General features: G+C 40.4%; 20 protein-coding genes and 2 pseudogenes. 6 read left to right on the top strand and 16 right to left on the bottom strand.

All coding sequences use genetic code 11. The annotated features are described in order from the left end of the window. The 5 genes from E0E16_RS13885 to E0E16_RS03975 form a co-directional block, all read right to left on the bottom strand. Positions 1–320 (bottom strand): transposase (locus E0E16_RS13885; RefSeq protein ID WP_223177182.1); only part of this gene is annotated, 320 nt, incomplete at its 3' end. A gap of 269 nt (positions 321–589) precedes the next feature. Beyond that, positions 590–3,154, bottom strand: coding sequence for an ATP-dependent Clp protease ATP-binding subunit (locus tag E0E16_RS03990; protein WP_130829003.1), 2,565 nt, complete (start codon positions 3,152–3,154; stop codon positions 590–592). A gap of 106 nt (positions 3,155–3,260) precedes the next feature. Beyond that, a complete protein-coding gene (locus tag E0E16_RS03985) occupies positions 3,261–3,395 on the bottom strand; it encodes a dehydrogenase (protein ID WP_130829001.1) in 135 nt (44 codons plus the stop codon). Continuing rightward, positions 3,385–4,824 carry a DUF4270 domain-containing protein gene (locus E0E16_RS03980; RefSeq protein WP_130828999.1) on the bottom strand — a complete coding sequence of 480 codons (1,440 nt, stop codon included), beginning with the start codon at positions 4,822–4,824 and terminating at the stop codon, positions 3,385–3,387. Before E0E16_RS03980 ends, E0E16_RS03985 begins: the two co-directional genes overlap by 11 nt. Beyond that, complete coding sequence (locus E0E16_RS03975) at positions 4,821–5,633, bottom strand: glycogen/starch synthase (protein ID WP_130828997.1); 813 nt, start codon at positions 5,631–5,633, stop codon at positions 4,821–4,823. The genes E0E16_RS03980 and E0E16_RS03975 overlap by 4 nt, the downstream gene beginning before the upstream one ends. 166 nt (positions 5,634–5,799) lie before the next feature. Here E0E16_RS03975 and panC point away from each other — a divergent pair, with 166 nt between their 5' ends. Both panC and panD read left to right on the top strand, forming a co-directional pair. Continuing rightward, complete coding sequence (panC, locus tag E0E16_RS03970) at positions 5,800–6,651, top strand: pantoate--beta-alanine ligase (RefSeq protein WP_130828995.1); 852 nt, start codon at positions 5,800–5,802, stop codon at positions 6,649–6,651. 1 nt (position 6,652) lies between these two features. Continuing rightward, on the top strand, positions 6,653–7,000 hold the full coding sequence (panD, locus tag E0E16_RS03965) for an aspartate 1-decarboxylase (RefSeq protein ID WP_130828992.1): 348 nt from the start codon (positions 6,653–6,655) through the stop codon (positions 6,998–7,000). A 351-nt stretch (positions 7,001–7,351) separates the two neighbouring features. Here panD and E0E16_RS03960 read toward each other — a convergent pair whose 3' ends face one another. From E0E16_RS03960 to E0E16_RS03925, 9 genes are all read right to left on the bottom strand, one after another. Then, positions 7,352–7,780: an acetyl-CoA carboxylase biotin carboxyl carrier protein gene (locus E0E16_RS03960; protein WP_130828990.1), complete on the bottom strand. Its 429-nt coding sequence runs from the start codon at positions 7,778–7,780 to the stop codon at positions 7,352–7,354. Between the two features lie 5 nt (positions 7,781–7,785). Beyond that, entirely contained in the window at positions 7,786–7,935 is a 150-nt protein-coding gene (locus E0E16_RS13480; protein ID WP_165444187.1) for a hypothetical protein, read from the bottom strand. A 22-nt stretch (positions 7,936–7,957) separates the two neighbouring features. After that, positions 7,958–9,523, bottom strand: coding sequence for an acyl-CoA carboxylase subunit beta (locus E0E16_RS03955; protein ID WP_130828988.1), 1,566 nt, complete (start codon positions 9,521–9,523; stop codon positions 7,958–7,960). Positions 9,524–9,781: 258 nt separating this feature from the next. After that, on the bottom strand, positions 9,782–11,455 hold the full coding sequence (locus E0E16_RS03950) for a DEAD/DEAH box helicase (protein ID WP_130828986.1): 1,674 nt from the start codon (positions 11,453–11,455) through the stop codon (positions 9,782–9,784). A 52-nt stretch (positions 11,456–11,507) separates the two neighbouring features. Further along, positions 11,508–12,734: an LptF/LptG family permease gene (locus tag E0E16_RS03945; RefSeq protein WP_130828984.1), complete on the bottom strand. Its 1,227-nt coding sequence runs from the start codon at positions 12,732–12,734 to the stop codon at positions 11,508–11,510. Between the two features lie 11 nt (positions 12,735–12,745). After that, entirely contained in the window at positions 12,746–13,873 is a 1,128-nt protein-coding gene (tgt, locus tag E0E16_RS03940; RefSeq protein WP_130828982.1) for a tRNA guanosine(34) transglycosylase Tgt, read from the bottom strand. Then, positions 13,863–16,340: an endopeptidase La gene (gene lon / locus E0E16_RS03935; protein WP_130828979.1), complete on the bottom strand. Its 2,478-nt coding sequence runs from the start codon at positions 16,338–16,340 to the stop codon at positions 13,863–13,865. Before lon ends, tgt begins: the two co-directional genes overlap by 11 nt. A 110-nt stretch (positions 16,341–16,450) precedes the next feature. After that, on the bottom strand, positions 16,451–17,161 hold the full coding sequence (locus E0E16_RS03930; protein WP_130828977.1) for a tRNA1(Val) (adenine(37)-N6)-methyltransferase: 711 nt from the start codon (positions 17,159–17,161) through the stop codon (positions 16,451–16,453). Next, entirely contained in the window at positions 17,162–18,190 is a 1,029-nt protein-coding gene (locus tag E0E16_RS03925; protein ID WP_130828975.1) for a diacylglycerol/lipid kinase family protein, read from the bottom strand. Positions 18,191–18,379: 189 nt separating this feature from the next. Here E0E16_RS03925 and spt point away from each other — a divergent pair, with 189 nt between their 5' ends. The 4 genes and pseudogenes from spt (at position 18,380) to E0E16_RS03910 (ending at position 21,740) form a co-directional block, all read left to right on the top strand. Beyond that, positions 18,380–19,567: a serine palmitoyltransferase gene (spt, locus tag E0E16_RS03920; RefSeq protein WP_130828973.1), complete on the top strand. Its 1,188-nt coding sequence runs from the start codon at positions 18,380–18,382 to the stop codon at positions 19,565–19,567. A 324-nt stretch (positions 19,568–19,891) separates the two neighbouring features. Then, positions 19,892–20,248 (top strand): annotated as a pseudogene (locus E0E16_RS03915) (hypothetical protein); the annotation flags it as partial. A gap of 12 nt (positions 20,249–20,260) precedes the next feature. Next, positions 20,261–20,491: pseudogene (locus tag E0E16_RS14220) on the top strand (hypothetical protein). A gap of 211 nt (positions 20,492–20,702) precedes the next feature. Further along, positions 20,703–21,740, top strand: coding sequence for a transposase (locus E0E16_RS03910; protein WP_130828970.1), 1,038 nt, complete (start codon positions 20,703–20,705; stop codon positions 21,738–21,740). Positions 21,741–21,791: 51 nt separating this feature from the next. Here the strand turns inward: E0E16_RS03910 and E0E16_RS03905 are convergent, their stop codons facing one another. Together E0E16_RS03905 and E0E16_RS13880 are read right to left on the bottom strand one after the other, a co-directional pair. Continuing rightward, positions 21,792–22,205: a hypothetical protein gene (locus E0E16_RS03905; protein WP_130828968.1), complete on the bottom strand. Its 414-nt coding sequence runs from the start codon at positions 22,203–22,205 to the stop codon at positions 21,792–21,794. Between the two features lie 77 nt (positions 22,206–22,282). Beyond that, positions 22,283–22,871, bottom strand: a 589-nt coding sequence (locus tag E0E16_RS13880) for a transposase (protein WP_165444203.1), incomplete at its 5' end; no start/stop codon positions are given.

Below are 22,871 nucleotides of genomic sequence, written 5' to 3'. Positions count from 1 at the left end.
ATGAGTTTCTCATAGGCACGGCTGCGCATCTTCTCCAAAGACAATGCGTGTTGGAGGTTCACTATCTTCTGGCGCAATATCTCATTGTCTGTCAAATTCGTTTCTTTATGAGCCATACGATACCTCTGGATTACTTCCGAGGGCAAAGATAACGATTTTGAATCAATGGGCCAACGTTTCAGCCATTGGAACAGTGAACCACTAGACACATTCCACTTACGCAATATGGACGCTTGAGAAGAACCGCTAGAATAATAATCAATTAACACTTGCAGCTTGAACGAATTCGAAAATTCGCGTGGGGTTTTACGTTTTGTCATAATTTCTTACTTTTTTTATAGTCAGAATTGTGACAAGCTAAATCCGTATAAGACATATTTAGGACACCATTGGATAATGATATGGCGTAGGTACTGAAAGTTTACATTTGGAAATATAATGACATGACGAATCCGTCTATGACGAAACCATTTCAACTCAGCCGTCTTTTTGGGTTTTGTCATGCGTTCAAGGGAGACGCGAGTTCTATTGAACTTTGACGGTCAGGTTGGAATGGTTTCCGGATTTAATGTCTTTTTATGCTCTATGCCTATTTTGTCGAAGAGTTGGCATTATCATTTTCGCGTTGCAAGCGATTGAAGATAAGCGATTCCGCATTGGGATTTTTTTCAATGTTTATGGCATCACCTTGTTTGAGATCTCCCGAAAGGATTTTCTCGCTGATTCCATCTTCGATGTAGTTTTGTATGGCTCGTTTTAATGGACGAGCACCATATTGTACATCATAGCCTTTTGTAGCGACAAACTCTTTTGCCTTGTCGGTGATTTGCATGCCATAGCCCAATTCTTTTACGCGTTTGAACAAACCTCTTAATTCGATATCCACAATCTTTTTGATGGCAGTCAAATCAAGCTGGTCGAATGTAATGATTTCATCGAGGCGGTTGAGGAACTCCGGAGCAAATTGCCTGCTGAGGCTCTTTTGAATAATGGAACGAGCGCGCTCTTTATCTTGCTCATTGTGGGATAGCGCATTTAGGTTCGTGGCATTGAAACCCACACCCTGTCCAAATTCTTTTAATTGACGTGTTCCGGCATTCGAGGTCATGATGATGATGGTATTGCGAAAATCTATGAGACGTCCGTTGCCATCTGTCAGTCTTCCCTCGTCAAGCACCTGAAGCAAAATATTGAATAAATTTCCGTGTGCTTTTTCTATCTCGTCCAAAAGCACGATGGAGTAGGGGTGTCGCCTGACTTGTTCTGTCAATTGTCCTCCTTCCTCAAAACCCACATATCCGGGAGGCGCGCCAATCAATCTTGATGTATTGAAGCTTTCTGAATATTCGCTCATGTCAATCCTGATGAGCGCGTCTGATGAGCCAAACATAATCTCAGCCAATTTCTTTGCCAAGTAAGTTTTTCCCACACCGGTGGGACCAAGAAACATGAACGCACCAATGGGATGATTAGGATCTTTCAAACCAATGCGGTTTCGCTGTATGGCTTTTACCATCTTTTCAATGGCTTTATCTTGGGCTATCACCTCTTTTTTCAAATCTGATGCCATGTTTTTTAGTCTGATGCCTTCACTTTCTTGCATTCGCTGAACCGGTACGCCTGACATCATTGACACAATGTCTGCCACATGGTTTTCCGTTACCTCCACGCGTTCATTGTTCTCTCCATTTTCCCATTGCGTTTTAGCCGTTTTTAGCTTTGCTTCAAGCCCCGCTTGTCGGTCTCTGTAACTGGCAGCAAGCTCAAAGTTTTGATTCCTCACAGCGGCTTGTTTCTTTTGCTGTGTCAAATCTATCTCTTTCTGAATATTAAGGATTTCCTTTGGTACTTCCGCATGTTGCAGATGTACACGAGAGCCTACTTCGTCCATTGCATCAATAGCCTTGTCGGGAAAAGCTCTGTCTGTAACATATCGGTTGGTGAGTTTTACGCAAGCCGTTAGTGCCTCATCTGAATATTTCACACAATGATGGTCTTCGTAGCGACCTTTTATATTTTGAAGGATTTGCAGAGTCTCATCGTCTGTGGTTGGTTCTATCAGTACCTTTTGGAAACGACGCTCCAAGGCTCCATCCTTTTCAATGGAATTGCGATATTCGTCCAATGTCGTAGCACCGATACATTGTATTGTTCCTCTTGCAAGAGCCGGCTTTAATATATTTGCCGCGTCCATGGAGCCCGGTGTAGAACCGGCTCCTATAAGTGTGTGTATTTCGTCAATGAAGACGATGATGTCAGGGTTTTGTTCTATTTCTTTGATGAGTGCACGGATGCGTTCTTCAAATTGTCCACGATATTTGGTCCCTGCTACTACGGCAGTCATATCAAGCGTAATCATACGTTTGCCGAACAATACGGGCGACGTGAGGTGCTTTTCTATAAGTTGTGCGAGTCCTTCCACGATGGCACTTTTCCCAACGCCGGGTTCTCCAATGAGTATCGGATTATTTTTTTTTCTTCTGCCTAAAATCTCGCATACTCTGAGGATTTCTTTCTCTCGTCCTACTACAGGGTCTAATTTACCTTCGGCTGCAGCTTGTGTAAGGTCGGTTCCGAAATTGTCCAATACCGGTGTTTGCGATTTGGATCTGGTGGTTTGAGTGGTTCTCTGCGAATTGGAATGATTGCCCGTGTTCAGTACTGGTGCCTCATCCTCTTCTTCACCTGCCATTTCTATTCCATCTTGTATCTGTCCGGCTTTTGTTCCGAGATAAATAAGAGCAGTGTTATAATCAAGGTCGTTGTTTTCTAAAATTTCCTTTGCTCCATTATTTACATTATCATGCAGGATGGCAAGCAATAAGTGTGGTACATCAACCGTCTGGATATGCTGGCTTCTGGCTTCCAACACTGCCAATTTCAATATGTTGTTTGCCTTTTCATTTAAAAGCATATCCGTTGATATGAGCATTTTGCCCTCGTTTTGGTTTATCACCTTTTCCTCTAATTGATTTTTAATGTTTTCAAGATTAAGATGTAGTCTTGAAAACAAGTCGGAGATAGGACCTGCCTTCTCTCTTAATATAGCAAGAAGTATGTGCTCGGGACCTACCGACGTACTCGCGAGTCGCTCTGCTTCCTCTCTGCTAAAGGAGAGTACTTCTGATACTTTTGGGGAAAATTGATTTATCATAGTCCTTTTTTCTTTTCTTATTTACTTTACAATTCTTGTCAGTGCAATGACATGAGTGCAAATGGTATGCCAAAATAGCGGGAATACATCTGCATTCCCGCTATTCTTATAGTGCTTCATCTTCCGGTTTGTTTATTTTTACTTTTGGAATCTTATTGCCGATATGTTTCTTTTTTCGTAACCACTCTGCTTTTTTGACTTGATATTCTTCGTAGTGTTTCTCTAAAAAATTATCTGCCATTGTTAAACTTGTTGTAGATTACTGATATCTTGATGCTATTGATATTATCGTTTCCAAGAAGTTTCACTCCGGTCAATCCCATGTAATGAGATATTTTTGTTATCACAACCTTGTCATCTTTGATTTTAGCTGTTTCTAATTCTACGGGAACGACAACTACTTTTCCCCACTTTTCGCTCATTGCCTGTGAAGCTTTTTGTTGGATGAATAGGTTTACAATTCCGGCAATGTTGTTGAAAGTGTAACTATTCGTCTTTGAGTTATATGTTGCCAAAAACGATGTTTTATTATCAGCAATGTGCTTATTTGAGAAAAAGGCTGTCAGACTATCCGCCGGAAGCATAATTACATTTTGTGGAACATCCAATTTGTAGTTAGAGTTCTCTAACCTGTTCATACACTTTAGTTCAATCTTAGCTGAATTGACATCCTGATTTTCATGTTTTGCTTTTATATTGTCAATAGGAAGGGTCAATTCGGTGAACAAACCTACCGGCGTTTTAAGATAGGTATGATCAGATTCGGACGCTAATTGTTGAAGTCTTGTCGTACTGACATCAAAATTTGTCATCTGTAGAACTTCTTCCGTACTGATTAAATTCGTATTTACCGATTTACTTGTTTCCCCATTTTTGTATTTGAAGAATATATTTATCTGCGCTGCGTTGATTTTAGCGATTGCCCCTATGCCATTCGTTATTTCAAAATAAAAGCCCGGGCAAATATCGTGCAAGAACAAATATGGATTTCGAAAAGATTTAGTATTCTCAAAATACTTTCTCATCAGGTACGTTCCATAATTATTGTAGCTTTTTCCCTCTTTATCTGTATAACTTCTATTTAAATTAATAGTAATGGCAGGCGAGAAATTCTTTGACAAACGGATACTGTCCGGTGTCGTTTGATCGGATAGCGTATAGGTTTGTTTAACCTTAATACCATCTGAGCGTACATAACCTTTGGTTTTTGGGTCGAAGTCGGCATAATAAATATTCCCTTCCTCAATGGGCTTTGAAAGTTCGTATGTCGTCAGTTTCATCTGCGACAAGGAGTCTCCATAGAACTTAGAATAATATAATTTGATTTCACATGAGTCGGCAATGATTTGATTGTTTGCATCACGACTTGTAATTTTGTCCTCTTCCGGAATTTCGTAATTGGATAGGACGTGAAATTGAGTCATAAAATTCGCTGTGACTGTCAAATCCGACTCTTTGTCCCTCATACTTCCCAAATAACCTTGAGCTGAACGCGCGATAATGTCTTTTGCCAATATGCTTTTCGATGAAACGTTGAAAGTGTCTGCGTCCACTACAAGTTTGTCAACATTGTCTATCAGCGAACCGCCAATCATTTCTGTGGTTTCATCGCAAGATGTCAGTGTCATTCCCATCAGGATAGCACTAACTAATAATAATTTTACTTTCATCCAAGTAAGTTGTTGTAGAACTCTGTGTATTTATCTTTTATCTCTTGGTCAGGAATGGGTTGGGAAAGGATGTTTTTATCAGCCTTCTTCGCATATTCCATTAGGTCAGAATTCACGTTGTCGCTGGTTTCGATAATGCCGTCAGAATAATCTATGGCAAGTTTCCCCAGTTCCATAAAATCAAACTTATCTCCGTATTTTTTTAGCATGCTTGCCTTGGAGTTTCTAAATTCCAAACATCTTTTAAAATTCGTTCCGAAGTCATCATGGGGTTGTTCGGAAAAGAGCGAAGTTATTACTTTGGAATTCGTGAATTGTGGCTCATCGTGGTATGCTGTTTTTACATAGAATGGGATTACAGCCGACATCCATCCTTGACAGTGGATGATATCCGGTGTCCACCGAAGTTTTTTTACAGTTTCCAAAACTCCTCTCGCGAAGAATATGGCTCTTTCACCATTATCTGGGTAGTCGTTCCCTAACTCATCTTTTGTCATTGCCGAACGCTTTTGGAAATAGTCTTCATTGTCAATGAAATAAACTTGTATTCGCGTTTGTGGAATGCTTGCGACTTTGATAATTAATGGGTGATCCGTATCGTCGATTATTAAGTTCATGCCCGACAAGCGTATTACTTCGTGCAGTTGTCCGCGTCGTTCGTTGATGGTACCCCATTTAGGCATGAATGTACGTATCTCAAAGCCTGCTTCCTGCATCTTGTTCGGCATCTCACATCCAAAAAGCGACATTTCCGTTTCAGGAACGTATGGTGTGATTTCTTGATTTATGAATAATACTTTCTTTCCCATGCTCAAATAAATTTACTTCATGCAAAGGTAATAAAAAAAGTTGGCTTTTGGTTCTCTTCTTTCCGAAAACATGTTAAAACCCAATATAATTCGCATATTTTTAGATTATCATTAGATATTTAGATAAATTTGTTGTTACTTTGCACACGAATAATATTCAATAGTCATGAAAGTTTTCGAAAAAGTAGTTGATTTGCAGAATGAGCTTTTTCTCATTCGTAAGGAAAAGAAAGAAATTGGTCTGGTTCCAACCATGGGTGCTTTGCATGAGGGGCATGCTTCGCTTGTGAGGCGCAGCGTGAAGGAAAATGCTGTAACGGTTGTTTCCATTTTTCTTAATCCGACACAGTTTAACGATAAAGATGATTTGGCACGCTATCCGCAAACTTTGAAGGCTGATTGTAAACTACTTGAAGATTGCGGTGCTGATATAGTGTTTGCTCCAACAGTTGAAGAAATGTATCCCATGCCCGATGAGCGAATTTTTAATTTTCCGCCACAAACCACGGTGATGGAGGGAGCAAAGCGTCCGGGTCATTTCAATGGCGTTTGTCAAGTTGTTAGCAGATTATTCTATGTCGTTCGTCCGCAGCGAGCTTATTTTGGAGAAAAAGATTGGCAGCAGATTGCCGTGATAAAGCGTTTGGTGGACTATATCAACATGGAGATTAGAATTGTGGAATGTCCGATAATTCGCGATGAAGATGGTTTGGCAAAAAGCTCCAGAAATACCCTTTTAACATCGGAGGAGCGGACAATCGCTCCCAATATTTATAGGATTCTAAAGGATAGTACTGAATTAATCGAAAAGTTATCCGTGAACGAGTTACACGATAGAGTGGTTGCGGACATCAATTCCATTGATGGCTTGGAAGTGGAATATTTTGAAATTGTGGATGGGGGCTCTCTCTTGCCTGTAACGTCGTGGAGTCAAAGTAATTATATAGTGGGGTGTATTACGGTTTATTGCGGACATACTCCCATACGTTTAATAGATCATATCAAATATAGAGGTTAAAATGCAGATAGAGGTTCTGAAAAGTAAGTTACACCGCGTTAAGGTTACGGAGGCTAACCTTAATTATATAGGTAGTATTACGATAGATGAGGATTTGTTGGATGCTGCCAACCTGATAGCCGGAGAAAAGGTACAGGTAGTGAATAATAATAATGGCGAACGTTTCGAGACCTATATCATCAAAGGAGAGCGAGGCTCCGGTTGTGTTTGCTTGAATGGTGCTGCTGCGAGAAAGGCGCAAGTGGGCGATATTGTCATAATCATAAGCTATGCGTTAATGGATTTTGAGGCTGCCAAGATGTTTCGCCCCGCCATAGTTTTCCCTGATGATCAAAATCGCATTGTGTAAAACGACGGCTGTAAAAATCAAATAAAGTCTTGCTAAATAAGAATTTGGCAAGACTTTATTGTTTTATGTTGGTTTGTGGAAATAGTGTTAAATCGTATTTTCCCATCGATTTTCTCACAGAGACTTCATCGAAATGTAAACCTATTTGACATCGGTTTTGTAAAAGCTATGGTTTTGTTTCGCGTTAGCTTACCTTTTACCATCCAAAAGCTTATCTTTTGGATGGTAAAAGGTAAGCTTTTGGTTTCATCCTTATATCTTGTTGTAATTCAGGGATATATGAATTGAAAGAAATAGGTACTTATTGTAAATTCGTTTTACCGGATTTATCTTGTTCCATGGATTTCAGATTTACTCTATTACGACCAGTGGTTCATCCTCTAAAACAGCTTGTCCTACCTTTACTGCAATTGCGGTAACTTTACCGTCTTTTTCAGCTTCGATGTTATTCTGCATCTTCATTGCTTCCAAAACGACCAATGTGTCCCCCGCTTTCACGTCTTGCCCTATCGAGACTTCCACAGAGGTGATCGTACCCGGAAGCGGAGCTTTCACGGCATTCACCGCGTTGATGTTCACTGCTGTCGCTTCAGATTTTTCATTATCGTCCGCAACAGGCTTGCCCAACTCCACTTTCTTTGACTCAGGTTCCGAAGGTTTTTCCATTTGGACTTTGAACTCCTCACCATTCACTTTGATATCAGCAATAAAATCATCGCTGATATTGTCTATTTCGACCTTATAATCTTTATTGTCTATTGTATATTTAAATTCTTTCATTTGTCTTATGGTTTCTTAGTCATAATCTCAAACTTTGCGCTCCACAATGTCTGCTTGGGCTTTATGGTAATAATCCCCGACTCATTATCGTGAACGTTGTTTCCGGCATATTCATAGAGTGCCATGGCAATAGCCGCAAATTTGTTTTTATCCATTACTTCCGTGTTTATTTTTGGTTTACATCGGCATACAGCCGTGTTTTTTTGCGGGTAGGCTCATTTTCTTGTTAGCGAGTTGTGCCAATCCCCGGCAAATGCGAAAACGTGTGTTGCGTGGCTCAATTATGTCATCAATGTATCCAAATTGTGCTGCTTGGTACGGATTCGCGAATTTTTCTGTGTATTCTTCTTCTTTTTCCGCAAGGAAAGCTTTCACATCGCCACCTTCTTCCTTTATCTTTTTGGCTTCTTTTCCACAAAGAACGGCAACTGCACCTGATGCGCCCATTACGGCTATCTCGGCACTCGGCCATGCAAAATTCAAGTCTGAACGCAACTGCTTGCATCCCATGACAATGTGCGATCCACCATAGCTTTTGCGGAGCGTAATAGTGATTTTGGGAACTGTCGCTTCTCCGTAAGCATAAAGCAATTGAGCACCATGTAGGATGACAGCGTTATATTCCTGACCTGTACCGGGAAGGAATCCCGGAACATCAACGAGTGAAACGATAGGAATGTTGAAAGCATCGCAAAAGCGTACGAAGCGTGCTCCTTTTCTACTTGCGTTGGTATCAAGCACACCGGCGTATGCAGCCGGTTGATTCGCAACGATGCCAACACTCTGTCCATTGAAGCGTGCGAAGCCTGTGATGATGTTCTTGGCAAACTTGGGCTGTACTTCAAAGAACTCACCGTTATCAGTGATAGCCTTGACTACCTTGTACATATCGTATGCCTGATTCGGATCATCGGGGATAATTTCATTCAGCAAGTCTTCTTTGCGATTAATCGGGTCGTTACATTCAGCTCGTGGTGCTTCTTCTTGGTTGTTGGATGGAATATACGAAAGCAAAGTTTTGATGATTTCCATCGCCTCTTCTTCGGTTTTTGCCGTGAATCCGGTTACACCGCTTTTCGTTGAGTGTACGGAAGCACCTCCCAAATGTTCCGCGTCGATATCTTCACCTGTTACGGTCTTCACCACTTTTGGACCTGTTAGGAACATGTAGCTGGTTTGCTCCTTCATGATGATAAAATCGGTGAGGGCAGGAGAATAGACCGCTCCGCCGGCACACGGTCCTAATATACTTGAAATCTGTGGGATAACACCCGAAGCGAGAATGTTCCGTTCAAAGATTTCGGCATATCCTGCCAATGAGGAAATGCCCTCTTGTATTCTTGCTCCACCGGAGTCGTTCATGCAGATGACAGGGGCTCCATTGGTCATGGCCATGTCCATAATCTTGCATATCTTTTGAGCCATTGTTTCTGAAAGCGAGCCTCCGTTTACTGTAAAGTCTTGTGCATAAACATATACCAAACGTCCATCGACAGTTGCTGATCCGGCAACCACTCCATCGCCGAAGTATTGCTTCTTTTCCATGCCGAAGTTATGACAGCGATGAAGTTTGAACATATCATATTCCTCAAAGCTTCCTTTGTCCACCAGCATCTCTATGCGCTCACGTGCGGTATATTTACCTCGAGCATGCTGTTTATCTATGGCTTTCTCACCGCCGCCGAGTCGAGCTTGCTCTCTTTTTGCTACGAGTTCTTTTATCTTTTCAGTTTGTTTACTCATAAATATATTTTATGTTTTGTTGTTCTGGTTTTTATATAAAACGCTATAAATCAACTGCAAAAATACTAAAAAAAGCTGATATGCACAAGCAGCGAAGTATAAAATCTTATTGATTATGGATTTTTCTCTTTTGAAGCATAGTTGGTTTACCGATTCACTTGATTTCATGCGAACGGTAATAACGAAAACGCGCAGGATACTCTTTTGATTATCCTGCGCGTTAATCATGTTTTCACAATAGGAATATAGCGTTTATATTTATTTTTTCTTTAATATTCCAAGCCACTTCAATGGCTTTTTGATAAGCGATTTTATACCTGTTTTAGGTTTGTCGAGTGCGTTAAGTTCTTCTCTTATTTGATATTTAGAGCTCTTGCGTGGTTGCGAAGCGGCAGTATGAGTGTTCTTTTTCCGGCTGTGTTTTTTGCTTGTTTGGTTGTTATTGCTCGTTTGTTTGCCATTCGCAACATTCTTTCTTTTTCGCCCTGTGTCCTTTTCTTGTTGCGAGCTGTACTTATTTTGATTCTTTGCTTTTGTTGAGTGCTTGGGGCTTGTTACGTTCTCGTTGCTCTTTCGGCTTTCTGCTTTACCTTGCTCATTGTTTTTCCGTCTTTTTTCATTTTCTTGTTGATTGGGAGAAACGGCTTCCGCCATATCCGGTTTATTATTATTCCGGGAATTTCTTTCTTTTCCATTCCGAACTTTTTTGTCTTTATGGCTTTGATGGTCTCTGTCTTTTCTCCGACGATTTTTTGCTGTGGTTTTGGCTTTCCCCTTGCTGACATATTCCGGGCCGGTTCCCAATCCTTCAGGTAGGGAGACCTTTTCAACTTCTTTGCCAAGAAATTTTTCTATTTGCTGAAAGAAAAAAATATCGGCATCATTAACGAAAGTAATCGCTACGCCATCCTTGTCGGCTCTTGCTGTTCGTCCGATACGGTGTACATAGTCTTCTGCGTCATGTGGAACATCATAGTTGATGACCATCGTTATATCATCTATGTCAATGCCTCGCGCAAGAATATCGGTTGCTACGAGAACATCAATTTGCCCACTCTTAAATTTAAACATCATTTCGTCTCGTTCCGCCTGTTCAAGGTCTGAGTGCATCTGACCGCAATTAATGTGCTTCTGGTTGAGCGACATCGCAATTTGTTTAACTTTTTGCTTGGAACCAGAAAAAATGATGACTCTTTTCAGATTGCCTGATTTGAATATATCCTTTATAATGCCAATTTTCTGGCTTTCATGGCAGATGTATGCCGCTTGCTGTATCTTCTCTGCCGGTTTGCTTACCGCCAATTTGATGATGGAAGGGTTTTTTAAGAGACTTTTTGCCAAATCTTCTATCTTATTAGGCATAGTTGCCGAAAACATGATGGTTTGACATTCTTTTGGTAGTTTTTTTGCAATTGTCATGATATCATCGGAGAAACCCATGTCAAGCATCCGGTCTGCCTCATCAAGAATAAAAAAACTAACTTTTGAGAGATCGACATTTCCTAATGATATATGTGAGATAAATCTTCCGGGGGTAGCGATAACAATGTCGGCTCCCAATGTCAGACTTTTAAGTTCTTGGTCATATCGATTTCCATCATTACCACCATAAACTGGTACACATGATACATCATCAAGATAGTAGGAAAAGCCTTGAATGGCTTGGTCAATTTGTTGTGCTAACTCTCTTGTTGGCGACATGATTACGCAGTTAATTGCGTCAGAAGGATAATGTCCATCCGCCAGCTTCGAGAGAATGGGTAACAAATAAGCTGCTGTCTTACCGGTGCCGGTTTGCGCCACACCGAGAACATCCTTTCCTCTCAATATTTCCGGAATACAATTTTCTTGAACAGGTGTACATTCTTCGAAGTGCATGTCATAAAGTGCGTCTAACACGTTATCATTTAAATCTAAACTTTCAAATTCCATAGTTTCTTTTTTGTTTCCCTTCGTCGCAAAGGGTTGTTATAATATAAATATTTTAGTTTGGTGCATGTCGGTAGCAAAAGTATGCTATGACAGCGAAAATAATGTTTGGTATCCATGCCGCTAATATCGGTGGCGTATTAGCGTTGATGGCAAATGTTGATGAAATTGTTTGTAACAATATATATCCAACACTAAGTGCCAAGCCTATTCCCAAATACATTCCCATACCACCTTTCCTCTTTCTTGAAGATAATGAAAGTCCAATTATTGTAAGTATAAAGGATGAAAATGACATGGCGATGCGTTTATGATATTCTACTTCATATTGGACAACATTACCTGAGCCGCGACTGGTTTGTTTAGAGATATATTCTAATAACTCCGGTGATGTAAAGGTCTCTTGTTGCCCTTTTGAATAAACCAAATCGGTCGGTTCCATCAATATAACCGTATCTATCTCGCTACCGCTTGTTATGTGTTCTTTAAGTCCTTTTAGCTTTCTTATCTTCCAGTTGGTTGCTTTCCAATGAAACTTTGAGTCGGAAACGGTATCATATTGAATTTCGGTTGCTGTCATGTGATTAACTAACTTCTTATTCTCAAATCGGTCTAATGAGAATCCATACCCCCTCTTGTAATCGTTATCGTAATGTTGGATATATGCCACCGTATTCTTGGCTACTTGTAATTGTACATTCTCGGCAGAAGAACTTCTTTTACTATTTCTATAAAGATTTTCAAAATTCTGTCGAATAATCGTGCCATGGGGAATAACAGAACTGTTCAGATAATACGTGAGGCTTGCAATGAGAATACAAGTAATCATGTAAGGGCGCATGAGTCGCTTAAAGGAAACCCCGGCTGCCATCATGGCAATAATCTCTGAATTCCCGGCGAGTTTTGAAGTAAAGAATATTACGGATATAAAGACAAACAGAGGTGAAAAGAGGTTGGAATAATAAGGAATGAAGTTCGCATAAAAATCGAAAATAATTGCATGCATGGGGGCATGATATTGTGTGAACTTGGAGAGGTTTTCATTAAAATCAAATACAATGGCAATGGAGATGATCAGAACGATGGAGAAAATATAAGTTCCTATGAATTTCTTTATGATATACCAGTCGAGAATACTTAAATATCGTTTGGGATTTAGCCATCCAGATCTTTTTCTTATTATGGGAAAGACTCGTTTCAGCCAACTCCAAAATGAGCTTGCACAAGACAATATCTTTTTATTCTTTGCAATATGTTTGATATTTCGGAATTGCTTATTCATCTGAAGCGTTCTTAAATTCTTCTACCTAACTGATCAATTACGGAAGATTTCCATTTCGTGAAGTCTCCTTTCTCAATATGATTTTGTGCGTCTGTTACTAAACGGAGATAGAATGCCAAATTATGAATGCTTGCTATTTGCATGGCGAGCAGTTCACCGGCCTTAAAAAGATGATGCAGATAGGCTTTACTGGTGATTTTATCAATTTCGCATCCATTGGAATCAAGCGGACTAAAATCCGCTTCCCATTTCTTGTTGCGCAGGTTCAAAGTACCCTCATAAGTAAACAGCATGGCATTCCTACCATTTCGGCTTGGCATTACGCAATCGAACATATCCACACCACGCTCAATACCTTCTAAAATGTTTTGTGGGGTTCCCACTCCCATTAGGTATCTGGGCTTATCCTTAGGAAGTATAGCGTTTACAACTTCTATCATTTCGTACATCACATCTACAGGCTCACCGACTGCTAAACCGCCAATAGCATTGCCGTCTGCGTTTTTGTCAGCAATGAATTTGGCTGCCTCGCTTCTCAAGTCTTTGTAAGTGCATCCTTGCACAATGGGAAACAAGCTCTGATTATAGCCGTATAAAGGCTTGGTCATGTGGAAACGTGTCAAACAGCGATCGAGCCAACGTTGTGTAAGCTCCAAACTTTGCCTTGCATAGCTGTAATCGCTCTTTCCGGGTGGACATTCATCGAAAGCCATCATGATATCTGCGCCAATTATTCGTTCCGTATCAATGACACTTTCCGGTGTGAAGAAATGCTTTGAGCCATCTATGTGACTACGAAATTCGCATCCTTCTTCAGATAATTTCCTTATCCCTGTGAGTGAAAACACTTGAAATCCGCCCGAATCAGTCAGTATGGGCTTTTTCCATCCATTGAATTGATGCAGTCCTCCAGCTTCTTTTAAGATTTCTAATCCGGGACGGAGATATAAATGGTAGGTGTTTCCAAGAATAATCTGGGCTTTTATCTGCTCAATAAGTTCTGAAAAATGAACCCCTTTTACTGTTCCCACAGTTCCAACGGGCATGAAAATAGGGGTCTTTATTTTTCCATGGTCAGTTGTAATGATGCCTGTTCTGGCATCACTACAGTTATCTGTTTTCAGAAGTTCAAATTTCATTCACGCTCTTGTTTGTTTTCACTTCTTCTTTTACTGTTAAGTCCAAAGGGTTTTGCACCATCTCATCTGTTAAGGCTAATTCCCATACTTGATTTACATTTTCCACATAATGGAATATCACCCCTTGACGATATTTTTCCGGTATTTCCTCAATATCCTTTTTATTCTCTTTGCACATGATGATGTCCGTGATACCGGCACGTTTCGCCGCAAGGATCTTTTCTTTTATACCTCCAACCGGTAGTATTTTACCGCGAAGGGTGATTTCTCCGGTCATCGCAATGTTCTTTCTGATTTTTCTTTGTGTCAGAGCCGATGCTATACTTGTTGCTATGGTAATGCCTGCGGAAGGTCCATCTTTAGGTGTTGCACCTTCCGGCACATGAATATGAATATTCCATTGCTCGAAAATGCGATAATCCACTTTTAGGGTATCGATATGAGCTTTTACATACTCAAGAGCAATGATGGCAGATTCTTTCATCACATCCCCAAGGTTTCCTGTCAATGTTAGTTTTCCTGCTTTACCTTTTGAGAGAGAAGTTTCTATAAAAAGTATCTCTCCACCTACGCTTGTCCATGCCAAACCTGTTGCAACTCCAGCATAATCATTTCCTTGGTAAATGTCGCGATAGAAAGGTGGTTTGCCCAACAAGTCTTCCAATTCAATAGGGGTAATTCTTTCATAAGGCAACATTTGATCCATGGCTTGTTTGTAAGCCAGTTTGCGCAACGCTTTATTTATTTGTTTCTCAAGCTGTCTTACACCGCTTTCTCTTGTATAGCTCTCGATGATTTTTTCCAAAGCAGCTTTTGTGAATTTCAATTTTGGGTTTGAAATGTCAAGTCCGGTATTTGTCAGTTCCTTAGGGAACAAATGCCTTTTCGCAATTTCGATTTTTTCCTCAGTGATATAGCCCGAGACTTCGATGATTTCCATACGGTCAAGCAATGGCTTGGGAATAGTGTTAAGATCGTTTGCCGTAGCAATGAAAAGAACTTTCGATAAATCGTAGTCCAAATCCAGATAGTTATCATGAAAGGCATTGTTTTGTTCCGGGTCTAATACCTCCAATAAAGCCGATGATGGATCTCCATTAATCGTATTTTGAGTAACCTTATCAATCTCGTCAAGAATGAAAACTGGGTTCGATGATCCCGCTTTCTGTATATTCTTTACTATTCTCCCCGGCATAGCACCAATGTATGTACGCCTATGTCCCCTGATTTCTGCCTCATCATGCAAACCTCCCAATGACATTCTGACATATTTTCTCTTCATTGATTCTGCTATGCTCTTTCCGAGACTTGTCTTTCCAACACCCGGTGGTCCATAGAGACAAATAATCGGGGACTTCATGTTTCCTTTCAGTTTGAGTACTGCCATATATTCAAGAATGCGATCTTTTACTTTTTCCATTCCGTAATGATCTCTGTCAAGTACTCTTCTGGCTCTCCGCAGATCCAAATCATCCTTGGTGTACTCATTCCATGGAAGATTTACCATGGTTTGCAAATAATTCACCTGAACACTATAATCCGGGCTTTGTGGGTTTAGTGTATTTAGCTTGTCAAACTCTTTCTTGAATGTTTGTTCTATTTCTTCATTCCATTTTTTTGTGGCTGCCTTCTCCAAAAGTTCCTTTTTCTCAGGTGCCGACTCTCCATCGCCCAATTCTTCTTGAATATTCTTTATTTGCTGATGCAGAAAGTATTCGCGTTGTTGCTCATCGAGATCTTCTCTCGTTTTTGAGCGAATGGTCTGTCTCAAATGTTGGAATTGTATCTCTCTGTTCAATATCTTCATGAGTCTGAACAAACGATCCTTGATGGATTCTTCTTCCAATAAATGAATTTTGTCCGATACGCTGAAAGGCATATTTGCGCAAATATAGTTTACGGAAACAACAGGATTGGCAATGTTATCCAATGCAAATTGTGTGTCGTCTGGAATCTCTTCGCTACCGTGAATGTATTCCTTGGCTGTTATTTTCATGTCATTTACAGCCGTGATAAACTCTTTGTCTTTTCTGCTGACAAGCTCATCAGGGATGGATTTCACGATTCCTTTCATGAACGGTGTGTCTGTTATTATGGATTCCAGCTTACAGCGTCCAAGACCTTGTAGTATGGCTGTTCTGCTCTCACTATCGTTACTTCCGGGCATATCAAAAGCCCTCACCAATCGGGCATATACTCCTGTGTGGTATAAGTCTTGTTCCTGTGGCTCTTCTATATTGCCGTCTTTTTGGCTCATTACCGCAAAAATGGCTTTGGGATTACTCTCAAGATATTTCACTAACTTGAGGGTTGCTTTTCTTCCTACGAGCACAGGCATTAAAACACCCGGAAACATTACGAGATTGCGAGTAACGAAAACGGGAATATCGCCTTCTATCTTCACGTCCAATTCTGGTAGTTCGCCTTCATAGTCTGCGAACATTTGTATGGAATTATTTGGATTCATCAGATTTTCTTTAATAATTTGACTTGCAAAAGTAATAAATAAAAATGAAAGAGGATAGTGATTATTGTTAGTTAAATCTTAATAATACATAACGGAAAATATTGTGCATCCTACTTAATGTAAAATTCTTTCGTTAAATTCTTGTACCAATCCGACTTGTTATTTTGTTCATCCATCAAGCATTGCCATTCTATGTCAAACCCTTCACTTTTCTTCTTGAACTCAACCAATATTCGCCTTGTCACTTTATTCATCTTCGTCTTTAAGTAAACAATTTTACTAATTGTAAAACCATTAAATACAGCTTCTGATTCAAGTTTATCTTTGCAGTCAATTGGAACAATTAAGGAAAAGGTTCCATTCGGATGGAGTAGTCGCTCACCACACTTCATTAAGTCTTGGTAAGGCAGTGTATCGGCATGTCTTGCCATTGACTTGTTTTGTTCTGAATTTTTCATTGAATTAATGAAAAACGGTGGGTTGCTGACGATAGCATCATAGTGCTCCAAAAGGTTTTGCGAAGTCATTTTTTCGTAAAACTGTTGTAGTGATTCCTTATGTAGTATTATCCTTTTCTTGAATGGCGAGTGTTCAAAATTCTTTTCCGCTTGTTCTGCTGCGGTAGAGTTTATCTCAACCGCTTCTATTAGAGCTTTTGGGTGTCTTTGTGCCATCATGAGCGCAATAAGCCCCGTACCGGTTCCAATGTCGAGTATTTTTTTTCCTCCTTTTGCCCAAGCACCGAGCAACACGCCATCAGTTCCAACTTTCATTCCACAATGATCTTGTTCAATGTGGAATTGTTTAAATGTAAATCCCATTTACCTATTTAATTTTCTAAGGAGAGTTTTATTGAGAGCTTGAACTTTTCTCCCTTGTTTGGTAATGTTGCTGCGGATTAAATCAATGTTTGAAAATAGTTCCGAGAACGCGTTCTGGATGATGTTGGGCTGTCGCTGACTTTTGTCGTCCTCCGGATTTACTACAATTCTGATTCCCTTATGAACCATGGAAATATCAATATCTGCTGCTGCCATTATTGGGTCGCCATCATAATGGATAACGCCTTCCTTATTTCTATGGATGCGAATATGTTTTGCCCTGAATGTCTTTATTTTAAGATTCTTGTCTAATGTTTTGTTAAACAGCTCTATCGCCACTTGCGATGCTTCCAGCACATCGAATGGTTGGATGATAATCACATCTAATTTTCCATCGCTCATGGACGCTTGTGGCGCAATGTAAGCATTATTACCATATTGTGAAGCATTGGCTACAGAAATAAGGAAAGCTTTGTAACGATGGACGCCTTCATCATCTTCTATCTCGTAGATTTGTGGTTTGTATCTCAGCCCCTCTTCCAATACTTTTTGAACGTATGTAATCATTCCTCGTCTTCCTGCTTCCGCGAACTTCATGGATATAAACGCGTCGAAGCCCATTCCGCAAGTACAGAAGAATGGCGTCCCATTAATAATTCCATAGTCCAATTCTTTTATTTTGCATTGGTTAAGAATGTCAAGACCTTTTTTAATATTGAGCGGTATGGCAAGATGCCTGGCAAGTCCGTTGCCGGAGCCTAAAGGTATAATCCCGAGTGCGGTATGGGTTTGCACCAAAGCTCTGCCCACTTCGTTCACGGTTCCGTCTCCCCCTACGGCAACAACGATATCTATATTCTCGTTGACAGCTTTTTTGGCGATTTCTGTTGCATGTCCTGCTGATTTGGTCGTTTCAATATGGAAATCAAATTGCTCTTTGTCTATGTATTTTTCAATCATTTCTGGAACGGAATCTTTATCTCCCGAGCCGGAAATAGGATTCATGATAAATATTATTTTCTTTTTCATGCGGTAGAGTACATTATGATATAGAACCAAATTACAAAATTACTCATTTATAATCGTTTAGTCAATTTTTAATAGCAAAAAAACCTTTATAAGGCAGTTTTCTTTATAAAAAGTATCATTTATCGCTCAAAATTTGTATCTTTGCAGCCTAATATTAAAGTAGCTACACTGCTACACCTTATTAATATAATGGGACAGTTACAAGAAAAGTACAAGAAATACTGTGAGCCGCAAAAATTCATAAATGCCGGTGTGTATCCATATTTTCGCGAAATCACCAGCAAACAAGGTACAGAAGTAATCGATATTAATGGTCATTCCATATTGATGTTTGGATCAAATGCCTATACGGGCTTGCCCAATGATCCTCGTGTTATAGAAGCAGGAAAGCGAGCGATGGATAAATATGGGTCTGGCTGTGCCGGAAGCAGATTCTTAAATGGAACATTGGATTTGCATGTTCAGTTAGAGAAAGAACTTGCTGAGTTTGAAAATAAGGACGAAGCGTTGTGCTTTTCAACAGGTTTTTCCGTCAATGCCGGTGTTCTTCCCGTCGTAGTTGGAAGAGGCGATTACATCATATGTGATGATCGAGACCACGCAAGTATAGTTGATGGTCGCCGTTTAAGTTTTGCCACCCAATTGCATTATAAGCACAACGATATGCAAGACTTGGAGCGAGTGCTTCAGAAACTCCCTCGGGAGGCGATTAAACTCATAGTTGTAGATGGTGTTTTCTCCATGGAAGGCGATTTGGCAAAATTGCCTGATATAATAGAGTTGAAGCATAAATACAATTGTTCGGTCATGGTTGATGAGGCTCACGGATTGGGAGTTTTCGGAAAACAGGGTAGGGGCGTTTGTGATTATTTTGGAGTAACTGATGATGTTGATCTTATCATGGGTACATTTTCCAAGAGCTTGGCTTCAATAGGTGGGTTTATCGCTTCCGATAAAGACACAATCAACTTTTTGCGCCATACGTGTCGGACATATATTTTCTCTGCCAGCAACACACCGGCAGCGACAGCCGCAGCGTTAGAAGCTTTGCATATCATGCAAAATGAGCCTGAGCGTCAGGAACATCTTTGGGCTGTAACCAATTACGCGCTGAAGCGTTTTCGAGAAGAAGGCTTTGAAATAGGCGACACCGAAAGCCCGATTATCCCTTTATATGTCCGAGATATTCATAAGACTTTCATTGTAACAAAATTGGCGTATGAAGCCGGCGTATTCATTAATCCGGTTATCCCTCCTGCTTGTGCACCACAAGACACTTTGGTACGTTTTGCTCTGATGGCAACTCATACGAAAGAGCAAGTGGAACGAGGAGTGGAAATACTAAAACGCATTTTCAAGGAAGAAGGCATCATTTAAAGAATTGCAGATAGATACAAATATTGAAAGATATGATGAGAGTTGGTGCTTTGGCATCAACTCTTTTTTTATGAGTTTTCTGTATGTTAGTAAAGAGCTTTGAATCTACAAAACTAATATTTTATTATCTGCACTTAAAAAGCTTAGCTTTTGCATTGTAAAAGCTAACCAATTGCATTGCAAAAGCTAACCTATTAGCGTGTAAAAGCTAAGCTTTTGAAATGATGATGATACTGTGTTGATACATAGGTAGTTGTGGATGTTGGCTTAGTGCTATGTCTGACACAGTTATAACAGATAAAAAGAAGAGTGCTTAAAGGCGAATTTGCATCTGACCAACTGAAAGAGGGTGAGATGTATGATGTTGATTTCGACCACCAGTTCATAGAGACAGAGAAGTATGATGCAAAGCCTACATACAAGAAGTTCCTTGGTTATCGCCCTGGCGTGGCGGTTATTGGCGATTTGATAGTCGGTATAATCCGTAACTTTTACAAGGCCATTATTCAAAGACTTGACGTAAAGAAGTACGGACTCAATACAACAAGTCGCATAAAAGCGTTTGTTTTCAGGTTTATCTCTGTACCAGCCAAGTGGATCAGGACATCAAGGCGGTATGTGCTGAATATCTATACCTGTAATAATGCTTACGCAGATGTTTTCCAAACTGATTTTGGATAATGCCTACAACTTATGGGAATGATATTGTGTATTGCCTCAAGTCACATTGTGGGGTAAGGGGATATTGTAGGCAGAAGTGGTTGCTTCAAGTTCAAATTATCTGCAAATTCAGTAATGAGAGGACGTGTAAACGCAATAAGGACGTTCAAGGGCTTAGTTGCGGATTTGAGGTTATTTTGTTTTGTTATGGGTATTTTACTCTTTTGTTTTAGTTTTTTTTGCTTTTTTTGTTTTCAGGGATAAGGGCGTAACTATTCAGCAATAGCCATACGCCACCTCCCATCCTACAATGATAGGATGGTGCTGATAGCATTGAGTTGTGACTATTGCTGAATAGTTAGTCGTCCCTTGAAAAGTAAATAACCTATTGATTATCAATAAAATAACCTTTCTATTATTTGTATATATCTACAAGTTTTTGTATCTTTGCATAGTAAAATCTTGCAAATCAACAATGTATAAATCTCCATCCAACACCCATCAGGTATCAATGTTTTGGGACTTGGCATCCATGCTCAATCCCACCCATCCAATGTATAAACTTGCCAATCTGATAAATTGGGAAACCTTTGAGCGTTCCTTTGCCCCCTTGTACTGTAAGGACAACGGACGCATGGCCAAGCCTATCCGCCTGATGGTCGGTCTTATAGTGCTGAAGCATATTCGCAACGTCTCGGACGAGAGCGTCGTGGAACAGTTCTCGGAGAACGCCTACTACCAGTATTTTTGCGGAATGGAATCCTTCACCATCGCCAAACCTTGCGTACCGACGGAACTCGTGGAGTTCCGCCATCGCATTGGCGAAGCGGGTATGGAGTTGATTCTCAAGGAGAGCATCCGGGCAAATCTGCTGCTTGACGACAAGCGGAAAGAGAATGAAAACAGAAATGACGGCAAGGACGGTCGTGGACGCAAGTCCGACACCGAGCAGACAGCCTTTATCGACTCTACCGTGCAGGAGAAGAACGTCACGTTCCCCACGGATTCGAAACTCCTCAATAAAATCATCGGTTTCTGCCGCGACGTGGCTCATGCAGAGCATCTCAAGGTGCGCCAAAGCTATGCCGGGGAAATCAAGAGACTTAAGCTTGTGCAGCGTTTCCGTGGCAGGAAAATCAAAAGACTCGCGGGGGACAGAGGGTATCGCGGGCAGGAAACGTGCGGAGAGACGAACATCATGATACCCGGCGTTCCCAAGGCAAGCGACTCGCCACACAAGAAAAAGAAAAAACAAATGTTCTTCCGCAAGAGAGCAGGAATAGAGCCTGTCATAGGGCACTGCAAGGCAGATCATCGATTGGGGAGGAACTTCTACAAGGGTCTCTTGGGTGACGCCATCAACGTGATGCTCGCTGCGGCTGCATTCAACTTCAAAAGAGCCATGCGGTTTCTTTTGTGCCTTATTCGAAGCATGATAAAATGGAGTATTCAAGGAGTGGATTCCAACTTTAACGAAACAAAGGTGTTATCCAATACCTTTTGCTGGTTGTAAGTCGAGTTCTTGAGGAACGACTAGTTACCTTAGTTTTAATGGTTGCTAAAATTATTTAACAATAAGAATCGGGTATTTGTATTTATTAAATTTTGAAATCACTGAAATTAAATCTTTTTTATTTATAGGTACAATCCATCCTGTAATATTATTTTGTAAGCCAATATCATTATTGCTTAATGTAATTTGACTTTCATATAATTTATACCCATCTTGAATTATAACAAGTTTGCTACTAAGTGTAGACATATCCCCTCCTGTATATAAAAAAGGCAACTGCAAAATTTCTTTTATAGCATTATCATTTTCTGTATAAAGAATTTTGTGATGTGGTATCTCCTTCGGTAAATTCTTTAACTCGTACGAGTCCCAAATAATATACACAGAAAGTTTCGAGTTTGCCTTTATATTGAATAGAGAAGACAATACTATACGCTTTGTATTCAATTTGCCTTTGATTGTCATATTATATTTCTCTCTGGACAAATCTATAAAAATGGGATTATAAAAACAAATAATTAGTCGTCCCTCAAGAACTCGACTTACAACCAGCAAAAGGTATTGGATAACACCTTTGTTTCGTTAAAGTTGGAATCCACTCCTTGAATACTCCATTTTATCATAGTTCGAATAAGGCACAAAAGAAGCCGCATGGCTCTTTTGAAGTTGAATGCAGCCGCAGCGAGCATCACGTTGATGGCATCACCCAAGAGACCCTTGTAGAAGTTCCTCCCCAATCGATGATCTGCCTTGCAGTGCCCTATGACAGGCTCTATTCCTGCTCTCTTGCGGAAGAACATTTGTTTTTTCTTTTTCGTGTGTGGCGAGTCGCTTGCCTTGGGAACGCCGGGTATCATGATGTTCGTCTCTCCGCACGTTTCCTGCCCGCGATACCCTCTGTCCCCAGCGAGTCTTTTGATTTTCCTGCCATAGACCCTGCCGACCTGCTCCATTGCCTTGTCTATCGTATGACCGTCGTATTCATTGCGGAAAGATAATGCACCGACAATGAGACCATTCCACAGTCTGACAAGGGAGACTTTATTGCCGAACTCGTATTTCTTGTGGTCCTTCCCCTTGCTGATGCACAACACGTCCGGCTCATGAAGGGAGTAGATCTTGTGACCGTCC

Origin of the sequence: Prevotella rectalis, assembly GCF_900607215.1 — a bacterium.
In the GTDB taxonomy this organism is placed as follows: Bacteria; Bacteroidota; Bacteroidia; order Bacteroidales; family Bacteroidaceae; genus Prevotella; species Prevotella brunnea.
The sequence above is the reverse complement of the archived record's forward strand: the minus strand, read 5'-3'. Positions and strand labels throughout refer to the sequence as shown.

What these genes read in the sequence shown, in the direction of transcription:
- tgt (WP_130828982.1), bottom strand. Translation starts at nt 13,873, where the DNA reads ATGAAATTTGAACTTCTGAAAACAGATAACTGTAGTGATGCCAGAACA.
- E0E16_RS03930 (WP_130828977.1), bottom strand. Translation starts at nt 17,161, where the DNA reads ATGGGATTTACATTTAAACAATTCCACATTGAACAAGATCATTGTGGA.
- E0E16_RS03975 (WP_130828997.1), bottom strand. Translation starts at nt 5,633, where the DNA reads ATGGGAAAGAAAGTATTATTCATAAATCAAGAAATCACACCATACGTT.
- E0E16_RS03990 (WP_130829003.1), bottom strand. Translation starts at nt 3,154, where the DNA reads ATGATAAATCAATTTTCCCCAAAAGTATCAGAAGTACTCTCCTTTAGC.
- panC (WP_130828995.1), top strand. Translation starts at nt 5,800, where the DNA reads ATGAAAGTTTTCGAAAAAGTAGTTGATTTGCAGAATGAGCTTTTTCTC.
- E0E16_RS03945 (WP_130828984.1), bottom strand. Translation starts at nt 12,734, where the DNA reads ATGAATAAGCAATTCCGAAATATCAAACATATTGCAAAGAATAAAAAG.
- E0E16_RS13480 (WP_165444187.1), bottom strand. Translation starts at nt 7,935, where the DNA reads ATGGATAAAAACAAATTTGCGGCTATTGCCATGGCACTCTATGAATAT.
- E0E16_RS03985 (WP_130829001.1), bottom strand. Translation starts at nt 3,395, where the DNA reads ATGGCAGATAATTTTTTAGAGAAACACTACGAAGAATATCAAGTCAAA.
- lon (WP_130828979.1), bottom strand. Translation starts at nt 16,340, where the DNA reads ATGAATCCAAATAATTCCATACAAATGTTCGCAGACTATGAAGGCGAA.
- panD (WP_130828992.1), top strand. Translation starts at nt 6,653, where the DNA reads ATGCAGATAGAGGTTCTGAAAAGTAAGTTACACCGCGTTAAGGTTACG.
- E0E16_RS03960 (WP_130828990.1), bottom strand. Translation starts at nt 7,780, where the DNA reads ATGAAAGAATTTAAATATACAATAGACAATAAAGATTATAAGGTCGAA.
- E0E16_RS03955 (WP_130828988.1), bottom strand. Translation starts at nt 9,523, where the DNA reads ATGAGTAAACAAACTGAAAAGATAAAAGAACTCGTAGCAAAAAGAGAG.
- E0E16_RS03905 (WP_130828968.1), bottom strand. Translation starts at nt 22,205, where the DNA reads ATGACAATCAAAGGCAAATTGAATACAAAGCGTATAGTATTGTCTTCT.
- E0E16_RS03950 (WP_130828986.1), bottom strand. Translation starts at nt 11,455, where the DNA reads ATGGAATTTGAAAGTTTAGATTTAAATGATAACGTGTTAGACGCACTT.
- E0E16_RS03980 (WP_130828999.1), bottom strand. Translation starts at nt 4,824, where the DNA reads ATGAAAGTAAAATTATTATTAGTTAGTGCTATCCTGATGGGAATGACA.
- spt (WP_130828973.1), top strand. Translation starts at nt 18,380, where the DNA reads ATGGGACAGTTACAAGAAAAGTACAAGAAATACTGTGAGCCGCAAAAA.
- E0E16_RS03910 (WP_130828970.1), top strand. Translation starts at nt 20,703, where the DNA reads ATGTATAAATCTCCATCCAACACCCATCAGGTATCAATGTTTTGGGAC.
- E0E16_RS03925 (WP_130828975.1), bottom strand. Translation starts at nt 18,190, where the DNA reads ATGAAAAAGAAAATAATATTTATCATGAATCCTATTTCCGGCTCGGGA.